Source organism: Bacillus sp. HY001 (assembly GCF_007558965.1).
Taxonomy (GTDB): Bacteria; Bacillota; Bacilli; order Bacillales; family Bacillaceae_G; genus Bacillus_A; species Bacillus_A mobilis.
On the sequence record NZ_VLTE01000057.1, the window covers coordinates 78,826 to 103,683 of the forward strand.

28 protein-coding genes, 1 other RNA gene and 1 pseudogene are annotated in these 24,858 nt (G+C 36.0%); 11 read left to right on the plus strand and 19 right to left on the minus strand.

Translation table 11 applies throughout. The features are described 5' to 3' along the window. Positions 1 to 57 precede the first annotated feature (57 nt). The 7 genes from ssrA to FOT98_RS23500 form a co-directional block, all read right to left on the minus strand. Positions 58 to 412: a transfer-messenger RNA gene (gene ssrA / locus FOT98_RS23470) on the minus strand. Between the two features lie 126 nt (positions 413 to 538). Further along, the gene (smpB, locus tag FOT98_RS23475) at positions 539 to 1,006 is read right to left on the minus strand and encodes an SsrA-binding protein (protein ID WP_001123922.1); all 468 of its coding nucleotides are present in this window, start codon (positions 1,004 to 1,006) and stop codon (positions 539 to 541) included. Positions 1,007 to 1,379: 373 nt separating this feature from the next. Beyond that, the gene (rnr, locus tag FOT98_RS23480) at positions 1,380 to 3,824 is read right to left on the minus strand and encodes a ribonuclease R (RefSeq protein WP_063263134.1); all 2,445 of its coding nucleotides are present in this window, start codon (positions 3,822 to 3,824) and stop codon (positions 1,380 to 1,382) included. A gap of 144 nt (positions 3,825 to 3,968) precedes the next feature. After that, positions 3,969 to 4,709: a carboxylesterase gene (gene estA, locus FOT98_RS23485; RefSeq protein WP_161940854.1), complete on the minus strand. Its 741-nt coding sequence runs from the start codon at positions 4,707 to 4,709 to the stop codon at positions 3,969 to 3,971. Positions 4,710 to 4,871: 162 nt separating this feature from the next. Further along, complete coding sequence (gene secG / locus FOT98_RS23490; RefSeq protein ID WP_000557263.1) at positions 4,872 to 5,105, minus strand: preprotein translocase subunit SecG; 234 nt, start codon at positions 5,103 to 5,105, stop codon at positions 4,872 to 4,874. 94 nt (positions 5,106 to 5,199) lie between these two features. Further along, positions 5,200 to 5,892 carry an LrgB family protein gene (locus FOT98_RS23495; RefSeq protein ID WP_000078299.1) on the minus strand — a complete coding sequence of 231 codons (693 nt, stop codon included), beginning with the start codon at positions 5,890 to 5,892 and terminating at the stop codon, positions 5,200 to 5,202. Then, positions 5,889 to 6,257: a CidA/LrgA family holin-like protein gene (locus tag FOT98_RS23500; protein WP_000673220.1), complete on the minus strand. Its 369-nt coding sequence runs from the start codon at positions 6,255 to 6,257 to the stop codon at positions 5,889 to 5,891. Before FOT98_RS23500 ends, FOT98_RS23495 begins: the two co-directional genes overlap by 4 nt. A gap of 415 nt (positions 6,258 to 6,672) precedes the next feature. Between FOT98_RS23500 and FOT98_RS23505 the strand changes: the two genes are divergently transcribed. Continuing rightward, a complete protein-coding gene (locus tag FOT98_RS23505) occupies positions 6,673 to 7,623 on the plus strand; it encodes a nucleoside hydrolase (protein ID WP_063263133.1) in 951 nt (316 codons plus the stop codon). 51 nt (positions 7,624 to 7,674) lie between these two features. On the opposite strand, the pseudogene FOT98_RS23510 reads toward FOT98_RS23505, so the two are convergent. From FOT98_RS23510 to FOT98_RS23545, 8 genes and pseudogenes are all read right to left on the minus strand, one after another. After that, a pseudogene (locus FOT98_RS23510) lies at positions 7,675 to 7,776 on the minus strand (hypothetical protein); the annotation flags it as partial. A gap of 197 nt (positions 7,777 to 7,973) precedes the next feature. Beyond that, entirely contained in the window at positions 7,974 to 8,600 is a 627-nt protein-coding gene (locus FOT98_RS23515) for an NUMOD3 domain-containing DNA-binding protein (RefSeq protein WP_063263132.1), read from the minus strand. A 207-nt stretch (positions 8,601 to 8,807) separates the two neighbouring features. Next, positions 8,808 to 9,344, minus strand: coding sequence for a hypothetical protein (locus FOT98_RS23520; RefSeq protein WP_063263131.1), 537 nt, complete (start codon positions 9,342 to 9,344; stop codon positions 8,808 to 8,810). An 83-nt stretch (positions 9,345 to 9,427) separates the two neighbouring features. Beyond that, on the minus strand, positions 9,428 to 9,862 hold the full coding sequence (locus FOT98_RS23525) for a hypothetical protein (protein ID WP_063263130.1): 435 nt from the start codon (positions 9,860 to 9,862) through the stop codon (positions 9,428 to 9,430). Positions 9,863 to 9,944: 82 nt separating this feature from the next. Beyond that, a complete protein-coding gene (locus tag FOT98_RS23530) occupies positions 9,945 to 10,565 on the minus strand; it encodes a hypothetical protein (protein WP_063263129.1) in 621 nt (206 codons plus the stop codon). 568 nt (positions 10,566 to 11,133) lie between these two features. After that, positions 11,134 to 11,346 carry a hypothetical protein gene (locus tag FOT98_RS23535; protein ID WP_063263128.1) on the minus strand — a complete coding sequence of 71 codons (213 nt, stop codon included), beginning with the start codon at positions 11,344 to 11,346 and terminating at the stop codon, positions 11,134 to 11,136. 191 nt (positions 11,347 to 11,537) lie between these two features. After that, entirely contained in the window at positions 11,538 to 11,783 is a 246-nt protein-coding gene (locus FOT98_RS23540; RefSeq protein WP_063263127.1) for a helix-turn-helix domain-containing protein, read from the minus strand. 69 nt (positions 11,784 to 11,852) lie between these two features. Beyond that, positions 11,853 to 12,098, minus strand: a complete 246-nt coding sequence (locus FOT98_RS23545) for a hypothetical protein (RefSeq protein WP_063263126.1) — start codon at positions 12,096 to 12,098, stop codon at positions 11,853 to 11,855. Between the two features lie 525 nt (positions 12,099 to 12,623). On the opposite strand from FOT98_RS23545, the gene FOT98_RS32530 reads away from it, so the two are divergent. From FOT98_RS32530 to FOT98_RS23585, 10 genes are all read left to right on the plus strand, one after another. Then, positions 12,624 to 12,782 (plus strand): hypothetical protein, encoded by a 159-nt coding sequence (locus tag FOT98_RS32530; protein WP_186292134.1) that lies wholly within the window; start codon positions 12,624 to 12,626, stop codon positions 12,780 to 12,782. Positions 12,783 to 12,811: 29 nt separating this feature from the next. Beyond that, positions 12,812 to 13,153 carry a hypothetical protein gene (locus tag FOT98_RS23550; protein WP_063263125.1) on the plus strand — a complete coding sequence of 114 codons (342 nt, stop codon included), beginning with the start codon at positions 12,812 to 12,814 and terminating at the stop codon, positions 13,151 to 13,153. 51 nt (positions 13,154 to 13,204) lie between these two features. Further along, positions 13,205 to 13,366 (plus strand): DUF5659 domain-containing protein, encoded by a 162-nt coding sequence (locus tag FOT98_RS32535; RefSeq protein WP_161940852.1) that lies wholly within the window; start codon positions 13,205 to 13,207, stop codon positions 13,364 to 13,366. A 28-nt stretch (positions 13,367 to 13,394) separates the two neighbouring features. Next, the gene (locus FOT98_RS23555) at positions 13,395 to 14,174 is read left to right on the plus strand and encodes a hypothetical protein (RefSeq protein WP_063263124.1); all 780 of its coding nucleotides are present in this window, start codon (positions 13,395 to 13,397) and stop codon (positions 14,172 to 14,174) included. 56 nt (positions 14,175 to 14,230) lie between these two features. Beyond that, positions 14,231 to 14,617, plus strand: a complete 387-nt coding sequence (locus FOT98_RS23560; RefSeq protein WP_063263123.1) for an HNH endonuclease — start codon at positions 14,231 to 14,233, stop codon at positions 14,615 to 14,617. 173 nt (positions 14,618 to 14,790) lie between these two features. After that, positions 14,791 to 15,285 carry a phage terminase small subunit P27 family gene (locus tag FOT98_RS23565; RefSeq protein WP_063263122.1) on the plus strand — a complete coding sequence of 165 codons (495 nt, stop codon included), beginning with the start codon at positions 14,791 to 14,793 and terminating at the stop codon, positions 15,283 to 15,285. A 2-nt stretch (positions 15,286 to 15,287) separates the two neighbouring features. Then, positions 15,288 to 16,976 carry a terminase large subunit gene (locus tag FOT98_RS23570; RefSeq protein WP_063263121.1) on the plus strand — a complete coding sequence of 563 codons (1,689 nt, stop codon included), beginning with the start codon at positions 15,288 to 15,290 and terminating at the stop codon, positions 16,974 to 16,976. A gap of 165 nt (positions 16,977 to 17,141) precedes the next feature. Then, complete coding sequence (locus tag FOT98_RS23575; RefSeq protein ID WP_235608029.1) at positions 17,142 to 17,372, plus strand: hypothetical protein; 231 nt, start codon at positions 17,142 to 17,144, stop codon at positions 17,370 to 17,372. 298 nt (positions 17,373 to 17,670) lie between these two features. Continuing rightward, on the plus strand, positions 17,671 to 19,002 hold the full coding sequence (locus tag FOT98_RS23580) for a phage portal protein (RefSeq protein WP_063263120.1): 1,332 nt from the start codon (positions 17,671 to 17,673) through the stop codon (positions 19,000 to 19,002). Beyond that, positions 18,983 to 20,710, plus strand: a complete 1,728-nt coding sequence (locus tag FOT98_RS23585; RefSeq protein WP_063263119.1) for a phage major capsid protein — start codon at positions 18,983 to 18,985, stop codon at positions 20,708 to 20,710. The genes FOT98_RS23580 and FOT98_RS23585 overlap by 20 nt, the downstream gene beginning before the upstream one ends. A gap of 287 nt (positions 20,711 to 20,997) precedes the next feature. On the opposite strand, the gene FOT98_RS23590 is transcribed toward FOT98_RS23585, so the two are convergent. From FOT98_RS23590 to eno, 4 genes are all read right to left on the minus strand, one after another. Continuing rightward, positions 20,998 to 21,492 (minus strand): DUF6998 domain-containing protein, encoded by a 495-nt coding sequence (locus FOT98_RS23590; protein WP_063263118.1) that lies wholly within the window; start codon positions 21,490 to 21,492, stop codon positions 20,998 to 21,000. Positions 21,493 to 21,629: 137 nt separating this feature from the next. Continuing rightward, positions 21,630 to 22,367: a hypothetical protein gene (locus tag FOT98_RS23595; protein WP_063263117.1), complete on the minus strand. Its 738-nt coding sequence runs from the start codon at positions 22,365 to 22,367 to the stop codon at positions 21,630 to 21,632. A 130-nt stretch (positions 22,368 to 22,497) separates the two neighbouring features. Then, entirely contained in the window at positions 22,498 to 23,403 is a 906-nt protein-coding gene (locus tag FOT98_RS23600; RefSeq protein WP_063263116.1) for a tyrosine-type recombinase/integrase, read from the minus strand. Between the two features lie 144 nt (positions 23,404 to 23,547). Beyond that, complete coding sequence (gene eno / locus FOT98_RS23605) at positions 23,548 to 24,843, minus strand: phosphopyruvate hydratase (protein WP_000103948.1); 1,296 nt, start codon at positions 24,841 to 24,843, stop codon at positions 23,548 to 23,550. Positions 24,844 to 24,858: the final 15 nt, after the last annotated feature.

A 24,858-nucleotide genomic window follows, 5' to 3' on the forward strand; every position in this document is an offset into this window, starting at 1 on the left:
CTGGCAAAGTTATGGTTCATATCCTACAAAATAAAAAACCACCAAACAGTTATGTATTGGTGGAGACGGTGGGAGTCGAACCCACGTCCAAAAATATCGGCACTTAAGCTTCTACGAGTGTAGTCGATATATTAGCATTTCGCGAACTCTTCGGCCTATCGACAGGCTTCCAAGTTGCTAGTCTGATTGTTCTCTTCCTTCGCCCTCAGACGGCGAACTCCGGCGTAGTCCACTTAGTTTGAGTCCCTTACCCTACCACATGGACGATGGAGGGAGGAACCTTTAGTGCAATTAAGCAGCTAAAGAAAGATTGTTTTGTTTGCCAATTATAGGCTTTGACGTTTTAACGAGGCCGATCCCCTCGACTCGCAACCTAAGCTCGAACTATCCCTGTCGAATCCGTAACGTCCCCATGATAAAAATGGAGCATACGAAGAAAATATCGTGATAGCTACTAAGAGCTGTTTTTCAATGTGCAACAATCTTACATAAGTTATTATATCATACGCGCGCCGTTTTACAAATGTAAATATCTGTATTACATCTTTTGACGATCACGGAACGCGCGTGCAATTTCACGTTTAGCTTCTTTCTCTTTTAAATCGTTACGCTTATCATATTGCTTTTTACCTTTTGCTAAACCAAGTGCCATTTTCGCGAATCCATTTTTTAAATAAATTCTAACTGGAACTAATGCATAGCCTGTTTCTTTTGAAGCACCCGTTAACTTCTCAATTTCTTTTTTATGAAGAAGTAACTTTCTTGTACGAAGTGGATCATGATTGAAACGATTCCCTTGCTCATATGTACTAATATGCATATTATGAACCCATACTTCACCATTATGTACACGAGCAAATGCATCTTTCAAGTTCACGCGTCCAGCACGAATCGACTTAATTTCCGTTCCTTGAAGGACAAGCCCTGCTTCGTATGTTTCTTCGATGAAATAATCATGAAAAGCTTTTTTATTTTGTGCAATAACCTTACCTGTACCCTTTGGCATATAACGTCCCTCCTCTATTTTTACTATTGTAACAAATGTTAATAAAAAGCGAAAGTGGCTCGCTCAGAATCTTTGGACATTGGAACTCCCGACAGAGAAGCGCTTTTTGCTTCGTCCGAGGGAGTGAAATGGCCAATAGATTCTAGCCACTGTAGCTGGATTCCATTAAAAAGCGAAAGTGGCTCGCTTAGAATGTGAGGTGGATGGAGCTTCTAACCTTGAGGCGCTCTTTGCCTCTCTTGGAAGAAGCGAAGCCGCCGAACATTCTAGCCACTGTAGCTAGATTACATTAAAAAGCGAAAGTGGCTCGCTCTCAAGCCACCAAGAAAAAAGAAAAAGCCTCGCTTTTCATCAAAGCGAAGCTTTCCTTTTCTTACTTACGCTTTTTCTTTTTCTTCTTGAATCCTGGTACGTTTTCGAAGAATGCTTTTTTCTTCTTGCCGTTACCATCTTTTTTCCCTGGCTGGCTAGCGGATGCGGATGCTGACGCGGATGCGGATCCTCTTCCTTTTCCTGTGCCTTTACCTTTGCCACCACGGTCAAATTTTCTACCTGCACCACGTTCTCCGCCGCGCTCATTACTGCGCTCGCTACGCCCACCACGTTTCTTTCTGCCTGTTCTTGGCTGTTCGATAACGACTGGGCGATCTTTGAACTTACGACGAGGTGTACCTTTCATTCCAACGATTTCAAAGTCGATTGCACGTTCGTCTTTGTTTACGTTAATAACGCGAATTGTAATTTCGTCTCCGATGCGGAATACGTTACCTGTACGTTCTCCAATCATTGCGAAATGTTTCTCGTCATAACGGTAGTAATCATCCGTTAAGTAGCTAACGTGTACAAGACCTTCAATTGTATTTGGAAGCTCTACGAATAAACCGAAGTTTGTTACAGAGCTAATCATACCGTCATACTCTTCGCCGATCTTATCAACCATATACTCCGCTTTTTTCATTTCGTCTGTTTCACGTTCAGCTTCAACAGCACGGCGTTCCATATTAGAAGAATGCTCTGCAATCTCAGGTAAGTTTTCACGCCATTTTGCTTGTGTTTCGTTGTCGACTTTGCCGTTAATGATGTATTCACGAATTAATCTATGAACGATTGTATCTGGGTAACGACGAATTGGTGATGTGAAATGTGTGTAGAACTCAGTTGATAAACCGAAATGTCCTAAGCTTTCCGAATCGTAACGCGCTTGCTTCATTGAACGAAGCATTACTGTTGAAATAACTACTTCTTCCGGCTGTCCTTGAACCATTTCAAGAATTTGTTGCAGCGCACGAGGATGTATTTCATTCGCACGTCCTTTTACTGCATATCCGAAGTTCGTTACAAACTCGAAGAAACGTTCCAGCTTATCTTCTTTCGGATCTTCATGGACACGATACATGAATGGTACGTTCATCCAGTGGAAATGCTCTGCTACTGTTTCGTTCGCAACAAGCATAAATTCTTCAATTAACTTCTCTGATACAGAACGATCACGCATGACAACATCTGTCGGTTTTCCTTCTTCATCTACTAATACTTTCGCTTCTTTAAAGTCAAAGTCGATTGCACCGCGGCGCATACGTTTTTCACGTAGGATTTGTGCCAATTGCCCCATCTCTTTAAACATCGGTACGAGCGGCTCATAACGCTTGATTAACTCTTCGTCCTCATCTTCTAAAATGCTTCTTACGTCAGCATACGTCATACGCTCTGTCGTTTTAATTACACTTTGGAAAATCTCGTGTTTTACAACATCACCTAAGTTGTTGATTTCCATTTCACAAGATAACGTCAGACGGTCTACTTTCGGATTTAATGAACAAATACCGTTAGATAGACGATGTGGAATCATCGGAATTACACGGTCAACAAGATAGACACTCGTCGCTCTCTCCGCTGCTTCTACATCAATTGGAGAACCTTCTTGAACGTAATGACTTACATCCGCAATATGAACGCCAAGCTTGTAATTACCGTTCTCAAGCTTCGTTACTGTAACAGCGTCATCTAAATCTTTCGCGTCTGCACCGTCAATCGTTACGATCATTTGGTCACGCAGGTCACGACGATCTTTTAAATCTTCTTCTGAAATCGTTTCTGGTACACTGTTTGCATGCTCCATCACTTCCTCAGGGAATGCTAAAGGTAAATGATGTTTATGAATGACAGATAAAATATCTACTCCTGGATCATTTTTATGACCTAGAATTTGAATAACTTCACCTTCTGCACTTAAACGATTCTCTGGATAGCTCGTAATTTTCACAACTACTTTATGGCCTTCTACAGCACCCATTGATGCACTTTTCAAGATAAAGATATCACTCGTCCAGCGCTTATTGTCAGGTATAACAAATCCAAAGTTTTTCGATTCTGTATATGTACCAACTAGTTCTTTCGTGCCGCGCTCTAAAATACGTACAATTGAACCTTCTTGGCGTGATCCACTTGATTGTGCGCTAACACGTGCTAATACTGTATCGCCATGAAGTGCACCGTTTAACTCTGTAGGCGGGATGAAAAGATCATCATCTCCCGTTTTCTTTTCGTCTGGTACAACGAATGCAAATCCACGTGCATGTCCAATTAACTTACCACGTACTAAACTCATCTTTTCAGGAAGACCGTAACGGTTGCTACGTGTGCGAATAACAAGTCCCTTCTCTTCCATCGTTACAAGTGCCTTTACAAAATCTTTAAAGCCCTCAGAACCTTCAATTCCAAATGCCTCTTCTAACTCTTGTATCGTTAGCGGTTTATACGCTTCTTCTCTCATAAATAATAACAACTTATCAATATGTTCTTGTATGATTTCTTCCAAGCAAAAATACCTCCTTTAAACCCTTATATTATTTAGTGTATCCGAAAGATGGGGGATGTATAAAGCGAAACTTCAATCATCTCCCAATGATTTTTTACAGCTTCCATAAAAAATTCCCTTATGAAAAAAAGAGGCAACTAGATCTTACCAATCTAGTTGCTCCAAGAAGTTATATACATCCTCATGTAGCTCGTCACGTTGCTTATCAAGTGTAATGACATGCGTAGAGTCTTCATACCATTTAATGTCTTTTAACGTAGATTCTACACCGTTATAAATAATATTAGCACTATCTGTATTAATCATTTCATCATGACGTGCTTGTACAACAAATGTCGGTGCATAAATCATATCCACATTGTTACGTACGTCAGCAATTAATTGTTGTAATGCTTTTAATGTATTCATCGGCGTCTGTTGGAATTCCAACATTTCTTGTTCGATTTGCTCTGGTGATTTTTGCTCACGCTTTTTATATTCGCGGGCGTATGCCAATATACCTTGGTACATCGTTTCTTCACTCTTAATATACATTGGTGCACACATTGGTACTACACCTAAAACCGGTACTGTATAACCTAATTTTAAAGAAAATACGCCGCCAAGTGATAGTCCAGCAACAGCAATTTTCTCAAAGCCTTTATCTTTTAAAAGCTGATATGCCTCCATTACGTCTTGCCACCAATCTTCAGGACCTGTATGAACAAGCTCTTCTGGTGGTACACCGTGCCCTTTAAAAATTGGGGCATGACAAGTGTAGCCTTTCTTCTCTAAGAAACGCCCTAACATACGTACATCAGCTGAGTTTCCTGTGAAACCATGTAGTAATAAAACAGCGCGGTCTCCACCCTCAAATGTAAATGGTTTCGGAGATGCTAATTTCATCATGTACTTCTCCTCTTTCTCTTCTGTAATCTAGTCGTATTCTTTCTATATCTTAGTGTACCATATTTATATTTCTATAATCTAATTAGAAACATCTTTCAAATGGCAAAATAAAAAAAGAAGAACCATTAGTACAACTTACTAACGCTTCTTCTTTCAATTCTATAAATTTAAGTACGTAACAGCAATTGTTAATACGAAGAATAGAACCGCTAAAACAATTGTAATACGGTTTAATACTGCTTCAATTCCACGTGCTTTTTGCTTACCAAATAATTGCTCTGCACCGCCTGAAATTGCACCTGAAAGGCCTGAGCTATTACTAGACTGCATAAGTACCATAACAATCATTAAAATCGATACAATAATAAGTAAAACGGATAATAACGTATGCACTTGGCGTACCTCCTACAAAGATTCAGTTATTTTAACTGTAGCATAAATTCTATAGAAAAGCGAGAGCTATAGAGTCGCTCTCGCTTTTCTTCTATTACATAAACATCATTGCAAATAATGGCCCGAGCAAACATGTCAAAATTGCTGTTAATGTCATTGTTACCGATCCAATAACACCTTCATGTTCATTATTTTTCATCGCTCTCATGACGCCCATAATATGAGAAGCACATCCAAATCCGATACCTTTACCAACTGAGTTTGTAACACGGCTCCATTTTAATAAAAGCGGGCCGGTAATCGTTCCAGTAATACCTGCGATAACAACGAAAGCTGCTGTTAATGACGGTACACCACCAACTTGCTCTGAAACACTCATTGCAACTGGCATTGTCACCGATTTTGGTAAAGAAGATAAAATTAAGCTTTTATCCGTTCCCATAAGTGATGCAATAGCAAAATCACTCGCAATGGCAACTGTTGTACCTACTAATACGCCACCAGCAATCGGTACAACATACTTTTGAAGAACGTGACGTTGTTTATAAAGAGGAATTGCAAATGCTACAACACCGGGTCCCAGTAGTTTTGCAATCCAGCCGCCACCACTTTCCATATAATGTTGATATGGTATATCAAGCATAATAAATAAGAAAGCCATTAATCCTGTTGCTACAAGCATTGGAATGGTGAATGGTGTTGGAAATAATTTATAGATTTTTTTAGATAATTGGTATAATAGCACCGTAAAAAGAACCCAACCAATTCCGATTAATATTTGGCTCATCGCGACTCTCTTTCCTTTCTATTCGCAAGATATTGTCCTGTATGTCCTGCGACAATAATAATTAAAAATGTACTCGCTACAATTGTAATGAAAAGAGAAATTCCTTTACTCATAAAAAAAGCACCGTAATTCATTAGGCCAAGCGTTGGCGGAATTAATAAAAACGGCATAATAGCAACGAGTGTTTCTGCTCCTAAATCGAACCATTTCACTGGAAGAACTTTTAGGCTAAGTAAAACAAGTAAGAGGAACATTCCAATCAAACTTCCTGGAATCGGAATATTTAACATTTCTTGTACCCAAGTTCCAACCATATAAAAAACGTAAAGAGCAGCAATTTGGACAAGAATCTTTGTAAATTTCATGTTCATCATCCCTCATGTTTATACGATCTTCTCTTAATATCTTTATCATAGTATAAATTGTAAAAAGCTGCAATTTATCAATTCGGCAGAAAAAACAGCCTATGTTAGACGCTTACAACCTTGATATGACTGGATTTCTAATCCGAAATTAAGTCAAAAACCTTGACCTAATATAAAAAGTTTTTATTTTCTGAATTTATAAGGTTGTTATTTCAATAAAATAATCTTTTTATCCTTAAGCTTACATATATATAAAGTGAAACTTTAATCAGTGGGGGGTTCTGATTATTAGCCCTCACCAATCGGACTTTTATAGGCAGCCCGATCCCCACCTAAATTCTTTGCTTTCGCTGAATTTTGAGGTGGGGGTCTTACTGCCCATTAAAGTGGGATAAATAAGATAGGTGGTGAACATATGCCAAAAAAAGTTCTTATTTTTTGTGATCCTGGGATTGATGATGCGATGGCCCTCCTCTTAGCTTTCTTTATCGATGAAATAGAAATCATCGGCATTGTTGCTGATTACGGCAATGTTCCAAAAGAAATGGCCGTACAAAATGCTCATTTTCTTAAGCACGAAACAAAAAATAGAAATATTAAAGTATTTGGTGGTTCAGAACAACCGCTTACTGGTGCCCCTCCTTCTTTCTTTACGAATGTACACGGGAAACAAGGGCTCGGCCCAATTATTCCAAAGGAGAATGTGACTAACGGAGAAATGGAGAATTTTTTTGAAGTTATCCCTCTTATTGAGCAATATAAAGATGAATTAATCATTGTAAGTTTAGGAAGACTTACCTCTCTCGCAATTTTATTCATCCTATGTAAACAGCTAATGAAGCAAATTAAATCTTACTACGTAATGGGCGGTGCCTTTTTACACCCTGGTAATGTTACACCTATTTCAGAAGCAAACTTTTATGGCGATCCTACTGCCGCTAATATAGTCCTTCAATCCACAGCTAACATGTATATATACCCGTTAAACGTCACTCAATATTCTGTCATTACACCAGAAATGGCTGAATACATTGAAGCAAAAGGAAAAGCCCCACTTGTCAAACCATTATTCGATCATTATTACTACGGATATTATAAAAATGCCTTACCAGATTTAAAAGGAAGCCCCTTTCATGACACAATGCCAATACTCGCTTTACTTGATAACTCTATGTTTACGTATCATACATCACCTATCGTTGTCATGACAGAATCCTATGCACAAGGAGCAAGCATTGGGGAATTTCGCTCTTTAGAAGAATCCAAACCATTTACTGATTGGCCGAGTCATCAGATCGCAATCGATTTTGATTATACCCGTTTCTTTAAACATTTCATGTCACTTATGACGAGTGAGCAATTTTAAGCATAAAAAAACAGACCGTGATTTCTCACGGTCTGTCGTTATTTTCTACAATTATCGTTTGATGTTGTAGAAAGATTTGATACCATCGTAAACAGCGATTTCGCCTAGTTCGTCTTCGATGCGTAATAATTGGTTGTACTTAGCAATACGGTCAGCATTGTAAACATCTTACAGACACTAAACCCTATTATATCAACGTTTATTGGTAAATCTCTCTTGTTTATATGTAATTGGTATTGCGTAATTCACACACAATACATTATCAATAATATAAATCGTGTATTGTTAATTACGATTATAACATAAAACAAGAGAAATTATATCTATTTTCCAAATTGGAACACAATCATTTATGCACCAATATATTTAACAATCATACCTTTTGCCTTTTCATGTTTTTTATATCGTGCTTGCAATGGCTCTTCGGTCAAAATTAATTGATTGACCATGCTAATACTGATATTATATTCGTCTTTTAAAATTTCCGCTAATTCACTTCTTGAAGATGCCTTGATTTCTTTACCGTTTGGAAACAAAGCAATTGCTTCTTTTGAACAACTGTGTTTAGCGCCTGTTTTCCCATAATAATAATTTTTCTCGCCAGCGTTTGCAGCTGACATTTTTCGTTTGTGCTGATTGGTGAATGTTTTTCCATACATTGGATTATTTTCGCCTTTCCCTTTTTCACTTATCAATTTCTTTGTTTCTTCAGCATGTTTTTTACCTATGCTAATATTCGCTTTGCATTGCCCTATACTTTTATAATGTTCGGTTAATTTAGCTTCAAAAGAATATGCTTCTTGTTCTGTTTCGAAATATTTTACGATTTCCGCTTTAACGAGATTCACATTATTTTTCACAATGTTTCTCCATCGTTTATTACGATTTGAAAATTCTTTCGCTCTACGTTTTTGACCTTTACCAACATAGATTATTTCCCCATGCAATTCATGTGTATATACATAATGCTTCTTCATATCAATTTATCCTTCCTTTAGATTTATACTATTTTTTGGTAATCCCTCATTCAAATTCATCAAATCACGAAAATTTGACCGTTCAGATTCGTTTGTAGCGTGTCCCTAAAAACGTTTTAATGTTATTTATCGTGAATACGTTAAAATGTGATGCTCGTCCGTTTGAATCGTTTAGTGAAATGTACCCACGGAATGGATACATTCACATCAAAAATCAGGTATATCAACATCATTTGTTGACGTAGATGATTCTTTCAATCTTTCTTCTCTTTCTCGGTAAGCTTCATGTAAATTTTTGTGTAGTTTTTCAAAAGCACTTTCGACTGAATCATATTTGTCATCAAGATTGTTCAAAGATAATTCATCGCCACGAATATAAATTTGTTGTGAAATTAACATATCATCTATTGAACTTTCAATTACGATACAGCCATATATCGAATCCCAAACATACGAATGAAGTTCATCTTTAGCAATTTCTTCAAGTTGCTTTATTATTTCAAACGTTTTTATAATTGATTCTTTCACTTTGATATTTGTGATTTTTTCATCCTCAAGCCATTGCATTAATCCATATTTATCAATCATATCAAAGCGTTGTTTTTCCGAAAGTTCATCACGAACTTTCCATGATTCATCAATTTCATTTTGCACTTCAACCATTTTTTCAAGAACTTTCGCTCGTCTTTCAGCATCTTTCATATCTTTAATTGCACCAATTAACATTTCTTTTTTAATTCCCATTATGATCTTCTCCATTCGATTTATAATTTATTTTTTGTTTTGTTTTATCAACCGTCAACTCATCGAGTCAACGGTCATGTATTTTATAGTATTGATTCAATGTAATTTAATAAGTGTAAAATTGAATCACCGTGATTTTCACCATCTAAATAAAGTGCACCGTCTTTGTAATCAAGAGTCCAATCTCCACCGCAGTATTCGGAAATACTGTCCATATCAACAACGCCATTAGCAAAATGTAATCGGTGTTCAATATCAAATTCATCATTCATTGCCCATTCATGCACTAATTCGATTAATTCCCACCATTTTTTTGCTTTTTCTATATCTGTAATAAATCCATCTTCAATTTCATCACGTAGCTGAAATTTGTTATAAATCATGGATTGTCTCGCATATGATAATTCTTCAAACGGACAATCCCCGATAAACGCTTTTTCCAATTCGTTTAAAATTTCTTCCATCGTTTTCAATCCGTTAATTTTTTCTACCATTTCCGTGTATTGTTTCATTTCCATTTTTATTAGCTCCTTTAGGTTTCATATAATTTTATTTTCATAATTATCACCGACCCAAAAGGGTCAGTGATATTTGATTGTTTTATTTGTTCCACGTATCAATTGATAAATCAATTAATCCGAATACTTCACTATTAGGTAACCAACAAATTACATAACGTTCGCCAGTTTCTTCATCGACAACAATTTCATCATCAAATTCAACATATTCTGTCATACGCTTTCCATTGGAATCCGTGTATTCAATAGTAATTTCATTTTCATCCAATTCAGCACTTGCATTTAAATGTTCAAATTCTTCCTCATCTATGTTACTTTCTACATTTTCCATAAAAGATTTCAGAGCATCTTCAAGCGTTTTATCAAATAAATCCAGTGTGTATAGACCGTTGTACCAACAATGACCGCTAATAACACAATTGAACATTTTATTTAGAACACCTTCAGGCGTTGCGAATGTTTTCGATTCAACATTGCCCCATGTCTTTTTGTATTTTGCTTTCAATTTTGTATGTAAAACATACTCATCATTTGAAACTTCAATAATGTGATTTAATCGGAATTTCTTGTCTTTTGACACGATTTCAATTTCAATTTTTTCATCAGTTGTAACGAATGAAGATTTATCTCCGTAACGCACTAATTTAATTCCTTTTTCCTCAATTGCTTGTACCATATCGTTTAATTTTGTTTTGTTTGTCATAATAATTTCCTCCAATAGGTTAATGTTTTTTCTTTACGACATCGTTTTGACGTCGTTTACATGACTATTGTATTGATTCCGTACGATTTGTAAGGCAAAAACCGAAACTTTTTTAAAAAACTTTTTCTGAGACGAGTTTCTTCATATATAAGTGAAAATAAAAAAGGCACTCGGTAAAACACCGAGTACCTTTTAGGTGTCCCCTGTTTTAGGGAATACCTATTATGTCAGTAGGTCTGTCGTGAAATGCGACACACCTAATATTATTGGGTAGGTAACGTTTCGTTATAAACCTAAAGATTGTTTAGGGTTATAAACAATGTTTATCACCTTCAAGGGTACATATATTACATGTACCCTTGAAATAATAAAAGGCCTTGCGTAGCGCAAGACCCTTACTCCATATTCTTCAACCAAGCTTCACGTTCAATCCGTCTTTCTTCTCGTTCCCTTTCAATACGTATCGTCTCATCATCTTTAGCAAATAAGTTATTGTACACTTGATACATAAACAACACCATCATTATCCCAACTGACAGAAATAACAAGATCAATTCTATTCGTGATTTCATTGTTTAAATAACTTGGCGTATGTTTCATCGTTTCGTTTGTTTATTTCCATCATATCTCGTATCAGCTCGGGCGTTTCCACGAATACAAACACTTGGAATCTATCATCTTTTCTATTACGCATCGTGTGATTCAAGTCATGTCCCAATCGTATTAATTCAATCGCTAGAGTTTTTTTGTATATATTCTTTAGTGGTTTTTTCTTTTTCATATGTATCTCTCCCTTTTTGGCAATTGGTCAAACATTTATCTCGACAAATTTTGATATTTAACGTCACAAAATTGTGACGTTGATTTAATCTGCAGGTTAACCGAGCTTTCTAATTTATCTGAAGATAGGTCGAGAAATCGGCACATCTCATCAAAATTGATGACATCTTCACAAAATTGTGGCGGTCTAAATCATCTATTTGGTTGGAACTTAGCTCGCAAAATTTTCAATTCCTCAAGTTTATTTTCCAAATCTTCTCGTAGGAACAGAGACGTACAACCTTGTTTCTTCAAGGGCGTTATCTTTCCATTCTTAATCATGTTTGATAATCTCGCTCGTGATATTCCCAATATTTCAAGAGCCTCAGGGGTTGTTAAAATATTTGCCTTAGCCCATTTCCGTTTATCAAATTTTTGTAATATGTATTCTTCGTGCATAATATCGCTCCTTATATAAAATAAAGTTGGCAACGCTAAATTGCGTCACCAACGTTGTTTCAAACAACCTTAGAATTTAACACCACGTAGAATGTCTTCTATCCGTCGTGCAGCCAAATCATCAAACAACCGTATTACATTCAATAAGTCGTAACACTGTGTTTCTTCGAATATCTCCGCTAGTAATTCTTTATCATTCAATAGCCCATTCTCGATAAAAAATTCTAAAGTTGCAATCCCCAATTCTTTGTCCTTATGTCCATAGAATATAGTCGTCAGTGCGGAAATTGCTGAATGTACGCTTTGTCGTTTCATTTGAATCATCTCCTAAATACCATATATTGGTAAAATATTAATTTCATTATATATCTCTATCAAACCTACTGACAAGAAAAAATCACGCCATCGGTCTAGTAGGTCATGTAGTGAACACCCTAATTTATAGTAGGTCACCACATGAGCACCTAGTAGGTCACTTAGTAAACACCCTCTAGGTCATATGGTGAACACCTAGTAGGTCACCAAGTGAGCACTAACTATACTTATATAACTATACTTAGTAACTATACTTATAAAACAAAACTTATATACTCCTCGAAAACTGGCGTTTTCTCCGTGTGTCGCTCTTCTTCTTTTTGTTTTCTTTTAGGTCTATATAATGAAGAAAAAAATAATTTCAACAAAATGACCGAGCCAACTTTACGTTGACCAAAAGAACAATACAATAGTGGTGTGTTAAAAAACGACATCAAAAAAATTATAAAAAGATGTCAAAATGTCTTTCGTTATATGTCCGCTATGTACATATATAATAGGACGACTTTTAGGAGGTCATGAAAAATGGAAAACAAAATTATTAAAAAAGAAAAGACAAAAACAACATTACATTTGTTGCTTGAAGATAAAGAAAAGGCATTTGAAAAAGCGGAAAGTTTGGGGCGTTCATTCAGCGTTTACATTTCGGATTTAATACGTGCCGATAACAAAATTGAAAATTAATATTCAAAAATCAAATGGAGGAAATTATTATGACAAACTATGCTGAAGATATTTTAAATGAAGAAAAAACAGGACAAGAAGTGAAAACATCAAAACCTAAAAAGAAGAAATTTAAACACAATAAGTTTTTCGGGCGGTTATGGTTAGGTTTAGCAATCATTGATATTGTAACAATGTGTATTACACAAAATTGGAGTTCTTATTCAATCCCAATGTTAGAATTATTGATTTCGAGTTTATGTTTCACTATCAATAGAGAAGAAGAAATGAATGACATCGCTGATGAAATCATTGAGCGACAAGATAAAGTTATTCAAAATCAAAAAACCATAATCGAATGTCAAAAAAAAATCGGATTCCACCAAAATTAAATGAGTCACTCCGGTGGCTCTTATATTTTTATAACTTAGGAGATGACAAATATGAGTACTAAAAGAATTTTTGCAGTGAGAATGGTTAATTATTTATTAAGCAACGGATACCCACCAGTGAAAATATCCAAACGTGATAACGAGGATAAATTGGTGTTCCATTTTCAACAAAGCGAAAAATTAAATGAACTATTGAAGAATTACCCATTCTAAAATTTGAAATTACAGGGAGTAAACGAACATGACAACTAAAGAAAATTATTTATTGGACCCAAAATTTGACCAAAACAAATTTTATCAAATGCGTAAAACAATGTTTAAAGAAGACCGAATCATGAAGGATAAACGAGGAAAACACAACGCAGTATTATTATACGGTGGAATTGAAGACAAGATCAATTTATCGAAAAAAACACATTTAGAAAAAGGCGATAGCAGTTTTATGACTCTTGATGGTGAATACTATTGTGTTTTCCCAGTAGGAACCGCAAAAGAAGAATTAAATATTGAACGTGGGAAATACAATCAGCATAAGGCGTTATTACGAGATGCAGGGTTGATTCATTATGAACCACAAGAAGTAGAAAAAGAAGGCGATGCTTCAAGAATCACATATACACCGTGGGATATTTGGGTACAACAAAACGGATTGTATTCTGATGGCGAATGGATTATTCCACCGTCAATGGATGATTACTATAATCCAACTGATATTGTAACGGTACAACCGACTATTACACCAATATCATATGATGAAGGACAACAACCTATTGGTGAACTTGATAAACCAATTACGCAGGAAGACATTGCCGAATATGACGCACTGATGAAACAAGCACATGCACTCGCAGTTCAATTTCATAAAGCAAATCGTCTACCCGAATTGACACCGATTGTTGAAAAACATTTAGGTGAAGGCAATAAATTAAATGAAACAATTGTTAAGGACTTACCATTGGTACGTCAAATATATGCGGATATGGAAAATCAATTTACATCTGAAATATTGAATAACCTTTAAAAGTTGAATATTTATATTCAATTATTCAACTAATATAATTATATAGGAGTGGTGCTATGGCAATGCTAACAACGTGTAGTCACGGTAAGTTGATACCAATAGGAACTACATGTGATTGTAATAAACGGACGGTAGCACGTATCAAACGTGAACCAAATGATGTAGATAAATTACGTAACACTCACCGATGGAAACGAATAGTACAACCACGGATTATTGAACGTGATGGTTGTGTGTGTCAACGATGCTTGATTAAGTATGGAATCATAACGACAAGCAAACTATCGGCACATCATATCAAACCAGCGTCCAAATATATTGAATTGTTCTTCGATGAAAGCAACTTAGTTTGTTTATGTATGACATGTAATAGGCAATTAGGAACTCGAGAACAATTAGATTTTGATTATGAAATACCAAACGAATATGAATACAAATTGTAGAGTTTATCGAAAATGATGAACTCTATTTTTTTATGCAATTTAGTAGATATCCCCCTTATGCAAATAAAAAAAATCCTTGGGGGAGTGTACGGACAATAGGGGACTCCATTTTCTGTGGATGTACCTAAACGAAATTTTTATGTGAAATTGAAAACAAAGAAAGGTTGATAAATATGGCTAGACCACGTAAACCAGCACGATTTAAACAAGGCAAATCCGAAACAAAACAACAATTATCCGTTCGTGAAGAACAAGAGCAACGACTCATGGGTGATAACGATAAATTGCAATACATACCAAATTACCTCGATGAAACCGCAAAGGCATATTACAAATTTTTAATTACGGAAATGGAAATTAGCGGTCTTCTTACTAATTTGGACATACCGTTGCTAGAACAAACAGCGGATGCACTAGCGAAACTTAAACAGTGTGATGACATTATCAACAAAGAAGGTCTTATCATTCAGCAAATTGACCGCTACGGACATGAAGTAATGAAAGATAACCCAGCAATTAAAATCAAAATGCAATACATGAATGTATTCAAATCGCTATCGACTCAACTTGGAATGTCCCCTTCTTCTCGTGCCCAATTGGCAGGCATGCAAATTGAGAAAAAACAAGAAGAATCAGACCCACTACTACAATTACTCGGAGGTAAATAATAATGAATATACTCGACCATAAATCATATCAATATGCTAAAGATGTAGTCGATGGAAAAATCGTTTCCGCAAAATACATCAAGAAAGCGTGTCAGAATTTTATAGATGACATACAAGATCATAACTGTAAATATTTTATAGATGAAGAAAAATTGTCATTGATTACGAATTTAACAAAATTAATTAACATGGCGGACGGATTGCGTGTCGGTCAATCGGCATATGAATCATTGGTTGGTTTCCAATGGTTTTTCCTTGTGAATGCTTTATGTTGGTATCACAAAGATAATAAAGAAAAACGACGTTATGAAAAATCTGTATTATTAATCGCACGTAAAAGCGGAAAATCATTCTTAACCGCATTGTTAATTTTAATTTTGATGATTTTGGAACCAAAAAACAGTGAGTTCTACTCCGTTGCCCCAGACCGTGAACTTTCCTCAATTGTAAAAAATGAAATTGCTAAAATGTTAGAAGCGAGTCCATTAATCAATAAAAAATTTAAAACAGTTAGAGCGGAAGTACGTTTTGAACTAAAGAATTCAAAATTTATTCCATTGGCATATTCCGAAAACCGCCTTGATGGTCGTAAAGCGAATGTATTCGTCGCTGATGAAGTTGGAGCATTGAAAACACGTTACCCAATTTCCGCTATGGAATCATCCCAAATGAACATGGTCAATCGTGCTGGCATCTTAATTTCTACCGCTTATGAATCATTGAATAACCCAATGACCGAAGAAGTAGAATATGCTGAAAAAGTTCTCGATGGTTTGGTTGAAGATGAAACGCTATTTGCATTGTTGTACAAGCCCGATGATATAAAAGATTGGTTATCCGATGAAGCACTTTTACAAGCGAATCCTTTAGCAATTGAACTACCTGAGAACTTGGAGCAATTAAAAAAACAACGTAAAAAGGCAATGGAAATTCCTTCAGAAGAAACAAATTTCAAAACTAAACACATGAACATTTTCGTTGATGGCATTGAAACCGAAGTATATGTTTCCACTGATGATTTACGTAAAGGGAAATTGGACGAGCCATTCGATTGGGAAGGGCGTAAAGTTCACATTGGCGTCGATTTATCACAAACCAATGATAATACCGCAGTATCAATGGTTACATACGATGAGGAAAACGATAAATTTATTACTAAAGTGTGGGCATTTTTACCTGAGGGTAATATTGAAACAAAAAACAAACTTGAAAAAATTGATTATCGTATCATGAAAAAAAATGGTTTTTGTTTCTTTAGCGGTAACAAAGTAATCAATTACGGCGACATTGAAAAGTTCGTCATGGATCTTGAAGATACTTACAGAGTAACAATTGGTCAAATTGGTTATGACCGATACAATGCTATGTCATCTGTTAACAAATGGGACGAAGCGAGTTATGTCACTGTTGAAGTTAAACAACATTCCAGTTATTTGCACCCAGCAACTAAATTGCTAAAAGAAACGATTCTCAATGAAAAATTCAACTATGAATCGAATAGATTGTTTGAAATTAACGTAGCGAACGCTCGTGAAGTCAAAGATAACAATTTGAATAGTTACGTAAATAAAAAGAAATCGAAAGGCAAGATTGATATGTTAGCAGCAACAATAAATGCTATGTATCTATGGAACCTTGAATTGTTGGAAGGTAAAAGCGTATATGAAGACCGAGGGCTTATTATGTTGTAAAAAACTTTCGTTTTTTTGCGTTTTGCTCTTTATTCATCGTCAAGAACTGTATATATATTATGAGGGTCACTGAGCATGACCTTTAATGCCTTTTGTCATAGGCATTTTCCTAAGGTGTTATAGTTTTTAGTCCCGTCTTTATCGGAAAAAGGCGGGATATTTTTTATGAAAGATGGTGACCACATGGCAGTATTAGATAAATCGCTAATTAAAATCATTGGCGAAAATGAATATTATAGGATTCTTGCAATAATGGAATTAGAAGAAGCACAAGCAAGAGAAACCGAATTAAAACAAGTGGAAGCGTTAGAAATAATTAATGAAATGTTATCAAAACATGACCAACCGCCACTTACATTATCGTGGATTAAAAAATGGTGGAATGAATTTAAATGATTTCCGTTGTAGCAATTATCATCGTCACCCATATCGTAATCCCATGCGAAATTCCTCGGCGGTGATAATTGGTGTAACGGAAATTGCACCATATTTACAGTAACTGTTACTTCCATTTCTGTTACTGTTTTTCGGAATGTGTAAATGTCACTTCTTCACATTTGCACGTAGTTCTTTTAATTGTTTTTCGTGCCAACAATTTACCGTTTTGTTGGCATTATAAAGGAATTAAATATTTAACGTAGGCGTAACCGAGTGTTACGTCTATTTGTATTTCTCATGAAAGGACGTATAAAGAATGTCAAATGTTATTACAAGAGCAAGAGATTCATTTCTCGGTTTTTTTGAAAAACGAGATATGACCGCAGAAACAATAAAAGCACTGACACAATCGGCACCCACTACAGAAGAGTCAGTAATGACCATTTCGACTGTTACAAGTTGCATGGATATTATCACTGGTTCAATGGCACAAATGCCTGTTCATTTGTATCGTGAAGCAGAAGACGGATCAATGGAGAAAGTTCATGATGATTACCGCATAAAATTGTTGAATGACCAATCAGCACCAAATATGAATGCAATTAATACAAGAAAATTAATGGTCAAAGATTATATGTTGCACGGTGAAGTTTTTATTGACATCGAAAGAGAAAAAGAAGTTATCAACGACAACATTACCGTTTATGGGGATATTGAAAAACTTGTTCATTTACCAGCCAAAAATGTGAATGTGCAAGCATATCATGATGGGAAAAATTTAGTAAGTGCTGACTTCACATTAACAACACTTGAAGGAAATAACATCTTTTTTAAACAAAAACAAACAACAAATTTGAATGAAGGAGATTTACTCCGTATTTTAAACAACCCATTGAATACGTATCAAGGTGTTGGTGTGTTAAAACGTGGAGAAAAAATTTTAAGTCAAGCTTTAGATGAAATGGAGTACACATCTAATATTTATAAAAACGGTGCAATGCCGACAGGTGTGTTAAAAACAAACGCTCGTCTTAAACAAAGTATGGTTGACCGTTTAAGAGATGCTTGGGCTTCTTTATACGGCGGTGTGCAAAACTCCGCAAAAACGGTGATTCTTGAAGAAGGTATGGAGTATGAACAAATTTCACTGAATCCTGATGAAATTCAAATGCACCAAACGAAAAAGGAAACAAACTCTGAAATTTGTAAATTATTTGGTGTGCCTGAGTCAATGATTAGCATTGCAGCTAACAAATATGGCTCACTTGAACAGAACCAATTACATTTCTTAAAGAGCACTTTAACTCCAATCATCGTAGACTTTGAAAATGCGTACAATCAATATTTGCTAACTGAGGAAGAAAAAGCAGAAGGATATTTTTTCCGTTTCGACACTTCCGAATTGATTCGAACAACGGAAAAAGAAAAAATCGAAGCGGTTGGACTGGGTCTTGAAAAAGGATTACTTACAATCAATGAAGCTCGTTACAAATTAGATTTACCACCAATTAAAAATGATGTGTTCATGTGGGGATTACAACATGCCTTATACGACCCTGAAACAGGCGAAATGAAAGTACCTAATATGGACGGTGGGACAACAAATAAACAGAAAGAAGGCGTTGCCGATGGCAAACCAAACAATTGAATTACGTAATTATGATGTGAGCCTGTCGGAAGTCAACGAAACTTCTGATGGGCTTCTTTTAGTTAGAGGGATTGTTAATCGCCCTGGTTCTTGGTCTGAACCATTACCAGCGAAGAATGGGAAAGCATTCATCGAACGTATTATGCCTGATACATTCGCCAATGCGATTAAACGTGGTGGCAATATCAAATTTCTCAAAGAACACAATCGAGATAAGTTACTTGCATCAACAAAAAATGGAACTTTGAAACTTGAAGAAACACCTGAAGGTCTTTACATGGAAGCTCGTATTTCTCCAACTCAATATGGAAAGGACACTTATCAATTAATTAAAGATGGCGAATTATCGTCAATGTCCTTCGGAATGACAGTTCTCAAAAACACTTGGGAAAAAGCAGGAGAAATCATGAAAAGAACAATTACTGACCTTGCTTTATCAGAAGTCAGTTGTGTAAGCGACCCCGCTTACGTTCAATCAAATATCCAAGCACGCTCTATAGAAGTCGTAAATGAAATTGAAATCCCAAACATGAAAGAAAGGAACTTAACAGATATGAATATTAAAGAACTCCACGAACTAAAAACAAAAATTTACAACGAAAACAAACAAATTTTAACAACAGAAAATCGTTCGCTCGATGAAGGTCAGCAATATGCAAAATCTGAAATTCTCGCAGAATTACGTTCGATTGATGAAAAAATCCAATCAGTTGAATATACCAATAAAACAGAAACAAGAGGAGCAATTACAATGAATAAAAATAATACTTTCGAAACAGAAACTCGTGCGGTAGAGCAATTCATCCGTAAACAAGATGGAGAAGAACTTCGTGCAATGCAAGCTAACTACGGGACACAAATAGGAACAGGATTTTTAACTATCCCAACAATAATGTCAGATTATATCGTTGAAAAATTGAATGAGCAAGCACCAATTTTTGCTCGTACTAACAACTTCACTCCTGTAAGTGGATTTTTAGAAATTTTACGTGAAAAATCAATGGGTACTGCTGGATTCGTCGGTGAAATGGAAGATGTTGTTTTAAACGATTTCACAATGGACAAAGTACGTTTAGACCAAAAACGTGTTGGTACTGCTATTGAGCTTTCTCAACAATTAGTAAATGACTCAGGTATCGACGTTGTTAACTATTCTATCGGTTTACTATCTCGTCGTCTTGGTTTAACGCTTGATAATTCTGTTTTAATCGGTAAAAAAGAAAAAGGCGAATTTGAAGGTATCTTAAATGACCTTACAATTGGCGAACAAGCAGGTCTTGCTACTAATGTTATCGCAATCGAGGAATTACTTGACCTTTACAACTCAATGAACCCTGCGTACATCGGTGGAGCAGTTTGGGTAGTATCTCGTCAAACGTTCAACATGATTGCTAAACTGAAAAATGACAAAAACGGTGAATACTACTTAGTACGTGACGTTGCTGAAACTGGCCCAGTCTTCAAGTTATTCGGTCAACCTGTTTTAATTAACGACACAATGCCAGCACCAGAAACTGGACAACGTGCTGTATTATTCGCTAACTTCAGCGAAGGTTATGTAACAATGACTAAAAAAGGCTTAAACTTACAACACATCACTGGTGACAGTAAACAAGCTTTACGTGGTTCTCAGTTAATCGTATTAGATGGCTATATGGATGGTAAAGTATTGAATCCAGCGGCTATCAAAGTTTTAAAAATGAAGTAATCCATTAGGAGTCGATTTTCCGACTCCTAATTTTTTTTTATGAGTAAAATCAGCATTTTATTAGATTCTCAAAGATCATATTTCTTCATGTGGCTTCCTTACAAATCAAAGTGATTCAATATAATAGTATTATAAGTTGCATTTGTTTGCCTTCTCAAACAATGTAATTTAAAACATCATTCGGTAAAAATGTTCGATTCGAGATAGTGAATAACGAATTTTAGGTTTGTTTCGCTACGACCACGCATCATTAATTTGGTGTGTGGTCATTTTTTTGTTTATGTATGTTATAGTTCATATATTATTTTGGATTTACGCTTTAATGCGTTGCTAACGGTTAAATACCATGTTCTTTTAGATGTGTTCCACTTCTTCAATGACAAAAACGCTTCCCAATCAACCTCATATATCGCCTGTAGCGAAACATCTTCATCAAATAACACCACAATCACATAATCGAACAATTTTTCCTGTGGCATATCGGAGTCAGGGTCATTGAGACCATTGAACACTCCTGTCATTTTGGTACGTGTGGCTTTTATACTATAACGTTCATTTGTATCACTAATGGCATCTATGTGCTTCATTCCTATTTCCACCATACGCAAATTTGGTAAATGTGGCGAATTACAGTAATGTTCAATTGCAATAGATTCCCCAATATCGCCTACGAAATTGCGTGTGCGTGTCACTTTACGCTTTTTAAACATCTTCATGAGTTTACTATATTCTTTCAATCCATCAGCAATTGTCATATTTTCATATTCTTCATCGGATGGCATACATATCACCCCCATATGGCATACGTCATTTTTACCACATACAGGAAATACCGTCATTCAAACGACTGTTCGTTGAATATTAATATTCAATAAAATATCCTTAAATCTCGTTAAATATGGTCAAAAATGAGCGTATATCACTCGTTGAGCCATTGATAAAAAAATTGATTCATTGGATTGTCATATATTTTTGTACCGTCACGGAATGCAATGTGATTGATTATGTTGTTAATCGTGCCACGGATATATGATTTGAGATTACGTATATTATTTTTATTTTTGATTTCATCAATGACTTTAGAAAACATCTTCCTACTGATTCCGTTTTTACGTGCATGTACATATTCCTCGTGAATAATATCGTTTTGTATAACGTCCTCTTTGTTAACAATACTAGTATTTAAATTATTATTATGATTAGAAGAATAAACTACGGAATGAGTAGAAAAACAACTAGAAGGAGATTCAGCAATATCATGACATTCCGTATCATCATTGCATTGCTCCGTTTGTTCTCCGTTTGACACTACCGTTTGACATTCTAAAGGTTGCACCGTTTTAGGGTCTCCTTTTTCTTGTGGAATCAGCGTAAATACTAACGAAGCGAATTGTTCTGATACATTACGATTTTGTTCAATCTGAACTAAATCCGCACATTTATCCTTAATCTTCTTGAGGTTTCGTGAAATAGTAGAAGCGGTAACGCCACATTTAATTGCAAGCGTAGAATTTTTCTGTGACACTACGAACGAAGCTTTTGCGTAAGCTTGTTGAGAAATTGCCTCGATAATAATAAACAAGGTGGATCGATTTTTAACGTTCAGTCGTTCAAGCAAACGTTTCTGAATGTGGTTGATTTCATTTTTAATATCCATACATAATTCTCCTTTTGATTCAAAGAGACAATCATGCTAAAATAAAAGCACAATAGTCCTTTGGGATTGTTGTATCATGGGTAAACGAGCGGTAGGATGCCAGTCCTATAATCCGTTCGTTTTTTATTTTTTATCGTAAATTCATTAGCGGACTTGTTTTTTGTGCCATTTCCAATATATTTTCCGTTTCAAGTCCTTGAAGATAGCGTTTTGTCACTTGAATATTCTCATGTCCCGCAATCTTTGAGCATGAATACAGGTCTAGCCCGTTCCTGAGGTTTGCCTGAATGGCGTAATGACGTAATGTATGCGGACTACAACGAATGTCTTTTCGAACGTCAGCACGTAAACCAGCGTTTTTGACGATGTTTTCAATTTGCACCGTACATATCGGTTTGCCAGCCCTTGTTAAAAAATAATTATCATGCTCCAGTGCCTTCTTCTCGAAATACTTCGCTTTAATCCGCTCGTATCTTATCATGTACTTCTTGAGCATCAAGCTTATTGGAGCGAATCTCCATTTCGAGCCCTTTCCCATAATTCGTATATTCGTATCGTAAACCCACTCAGATTGTAAATTGATTAATTCCGACATTCGTATGCCTGTATCAACAAACATTGCAAGGATGACCTTGTTACGTGCGTTTAAATACGATTTAAAATCATAGGAATCAATCATTTTTGCCACTTCATCATCCGTGAACGTCTTTATCACTTCTGTATCTTCTTTCAGCAATTTGATTTTGTTCATAACATTCATCGGTACATATTCTTCGGTCACAAGATATTTGAAAAAGCTCCTCAAGGATTTAATCAATGTATTAATGTAATTCGCTTTCTTGCCTAATCCAATTTGATGTTGAACAAATTTCTTAATATGAAATGGCGCTATATCCTCAATATCATCAACTTCATGATGTTCATTCAAATATGTTATCAGCAATCCCACATTGTACTTGTAGGTATCAATCGTCCTATCCGAATAGTTCTTAATCTTCAATTCGAATATAAATTCCTTTAACAAATTATCAAGCAAAACAAAAAACCTCCTGTCTACGTGGATTAACACATAAACAAGAGGTTTGTGTATGACAAACTTCATCGTGTCGTATTGCTTACCTCGAACGTAAGCAATATAACGTGTACAACAAAGTTCAGTCGATTTTTTTACTTATTACGATTATCGTTTGATGTTGTAAAATGACTTGATACCGTCATATACAGCGATTTCGCCTAACTCATCCTCGATACGTAATAATTGGTTATATTTAGCAATACGGTCAGTACGGCTCATAGAACCAGTTTTGATTTGGCCAGCGTTAGTTGCAACTGCGATGTCAGCGATTGTAGCATCTTCAGTTTCACCAGAACGGTGAGATACAACTGCTGTGTAACCAGCACGTTTAGCCATTTCGATAGCTTCGAAAGTCTCAGTTAAAGTACCGATTTGGTTAACTTTAATTAAGATTGAGTTAGAGATACCTTTTTCGATACCTTCAGCAAGTTTTTGTGTGTTAGTTACGAATAAGTCGTCACCAACTAATTGTACTTTATCACCGATACGCTCAGTTAATAATTTGTGACCATCCCAGTCGTTTTCGTCTAAACCATCTTCGATAGAGATGATTGGGAAGTCTTTGCAAAGCTCTTCGTAGAAATCAACCATTTCTGCAGAAGTTAAGCCAGTACGGCCTTCGCCTGCAAGGTCATATTTACCAGTTTCTTTGTTGTAGAACTCAGAAGAAGCAACGTCCATTCCTAAGAATACGTTCTCGCCAGCTTTGTAACCAGCTTTTTCGATAGCTTCGATGATTACTTCTAATGCTTCACGGTTAGAACCAAGGTTTGGAGCGAATCCACCTTCGTCACCTACTGCAGTGTTAAGACCTTTGTCATGTAATACAGCTTTAAGTGCATGGAATACTTCAGCACCCATACGGATTGATTCTTTGAATGTTGGAGCACCAACTGGTAAGATCATGAACTCTTGGAAGTCTACGTTGTTATCAGCGTGAGAACCACCGTTGATGATGTTCATCATTGGAGTTGGTAATTGTTTTGCATTGAATCCACCAAGGTAACGGTATAATGGAAGACCTACGAAGTCAGCTGCTGCGTGAGCTACTGCCATAGATACACCAAGGATAGCGTTAGCGCCTAGTTTACCTTTGTTTGGAGTGCCATCTAATTCGATCATAGCACGGTCGATACCAGCTTGGTCAGTTACGTCGAAACCAACGATTTCTGGAGCGATTGCTTCGTTAACGTTGTTTACTGCATTTAGAACACCTTTACCAAGGTAACGAGATTTGTCACCGTCACGTAATTCTACTGCTTCGTGCTCACCAGTAGATGCACCACTTGGTACGATAGCGCGTCCGAAAGCGCCGCTTTCTGTGTAAACTTCTACTTCTACAGTTGGGTTACCACGAGAGTCAAGGACTTCGCGAGCATAAACATCAATAATTGTTGACATAATAAATTCTCTCCT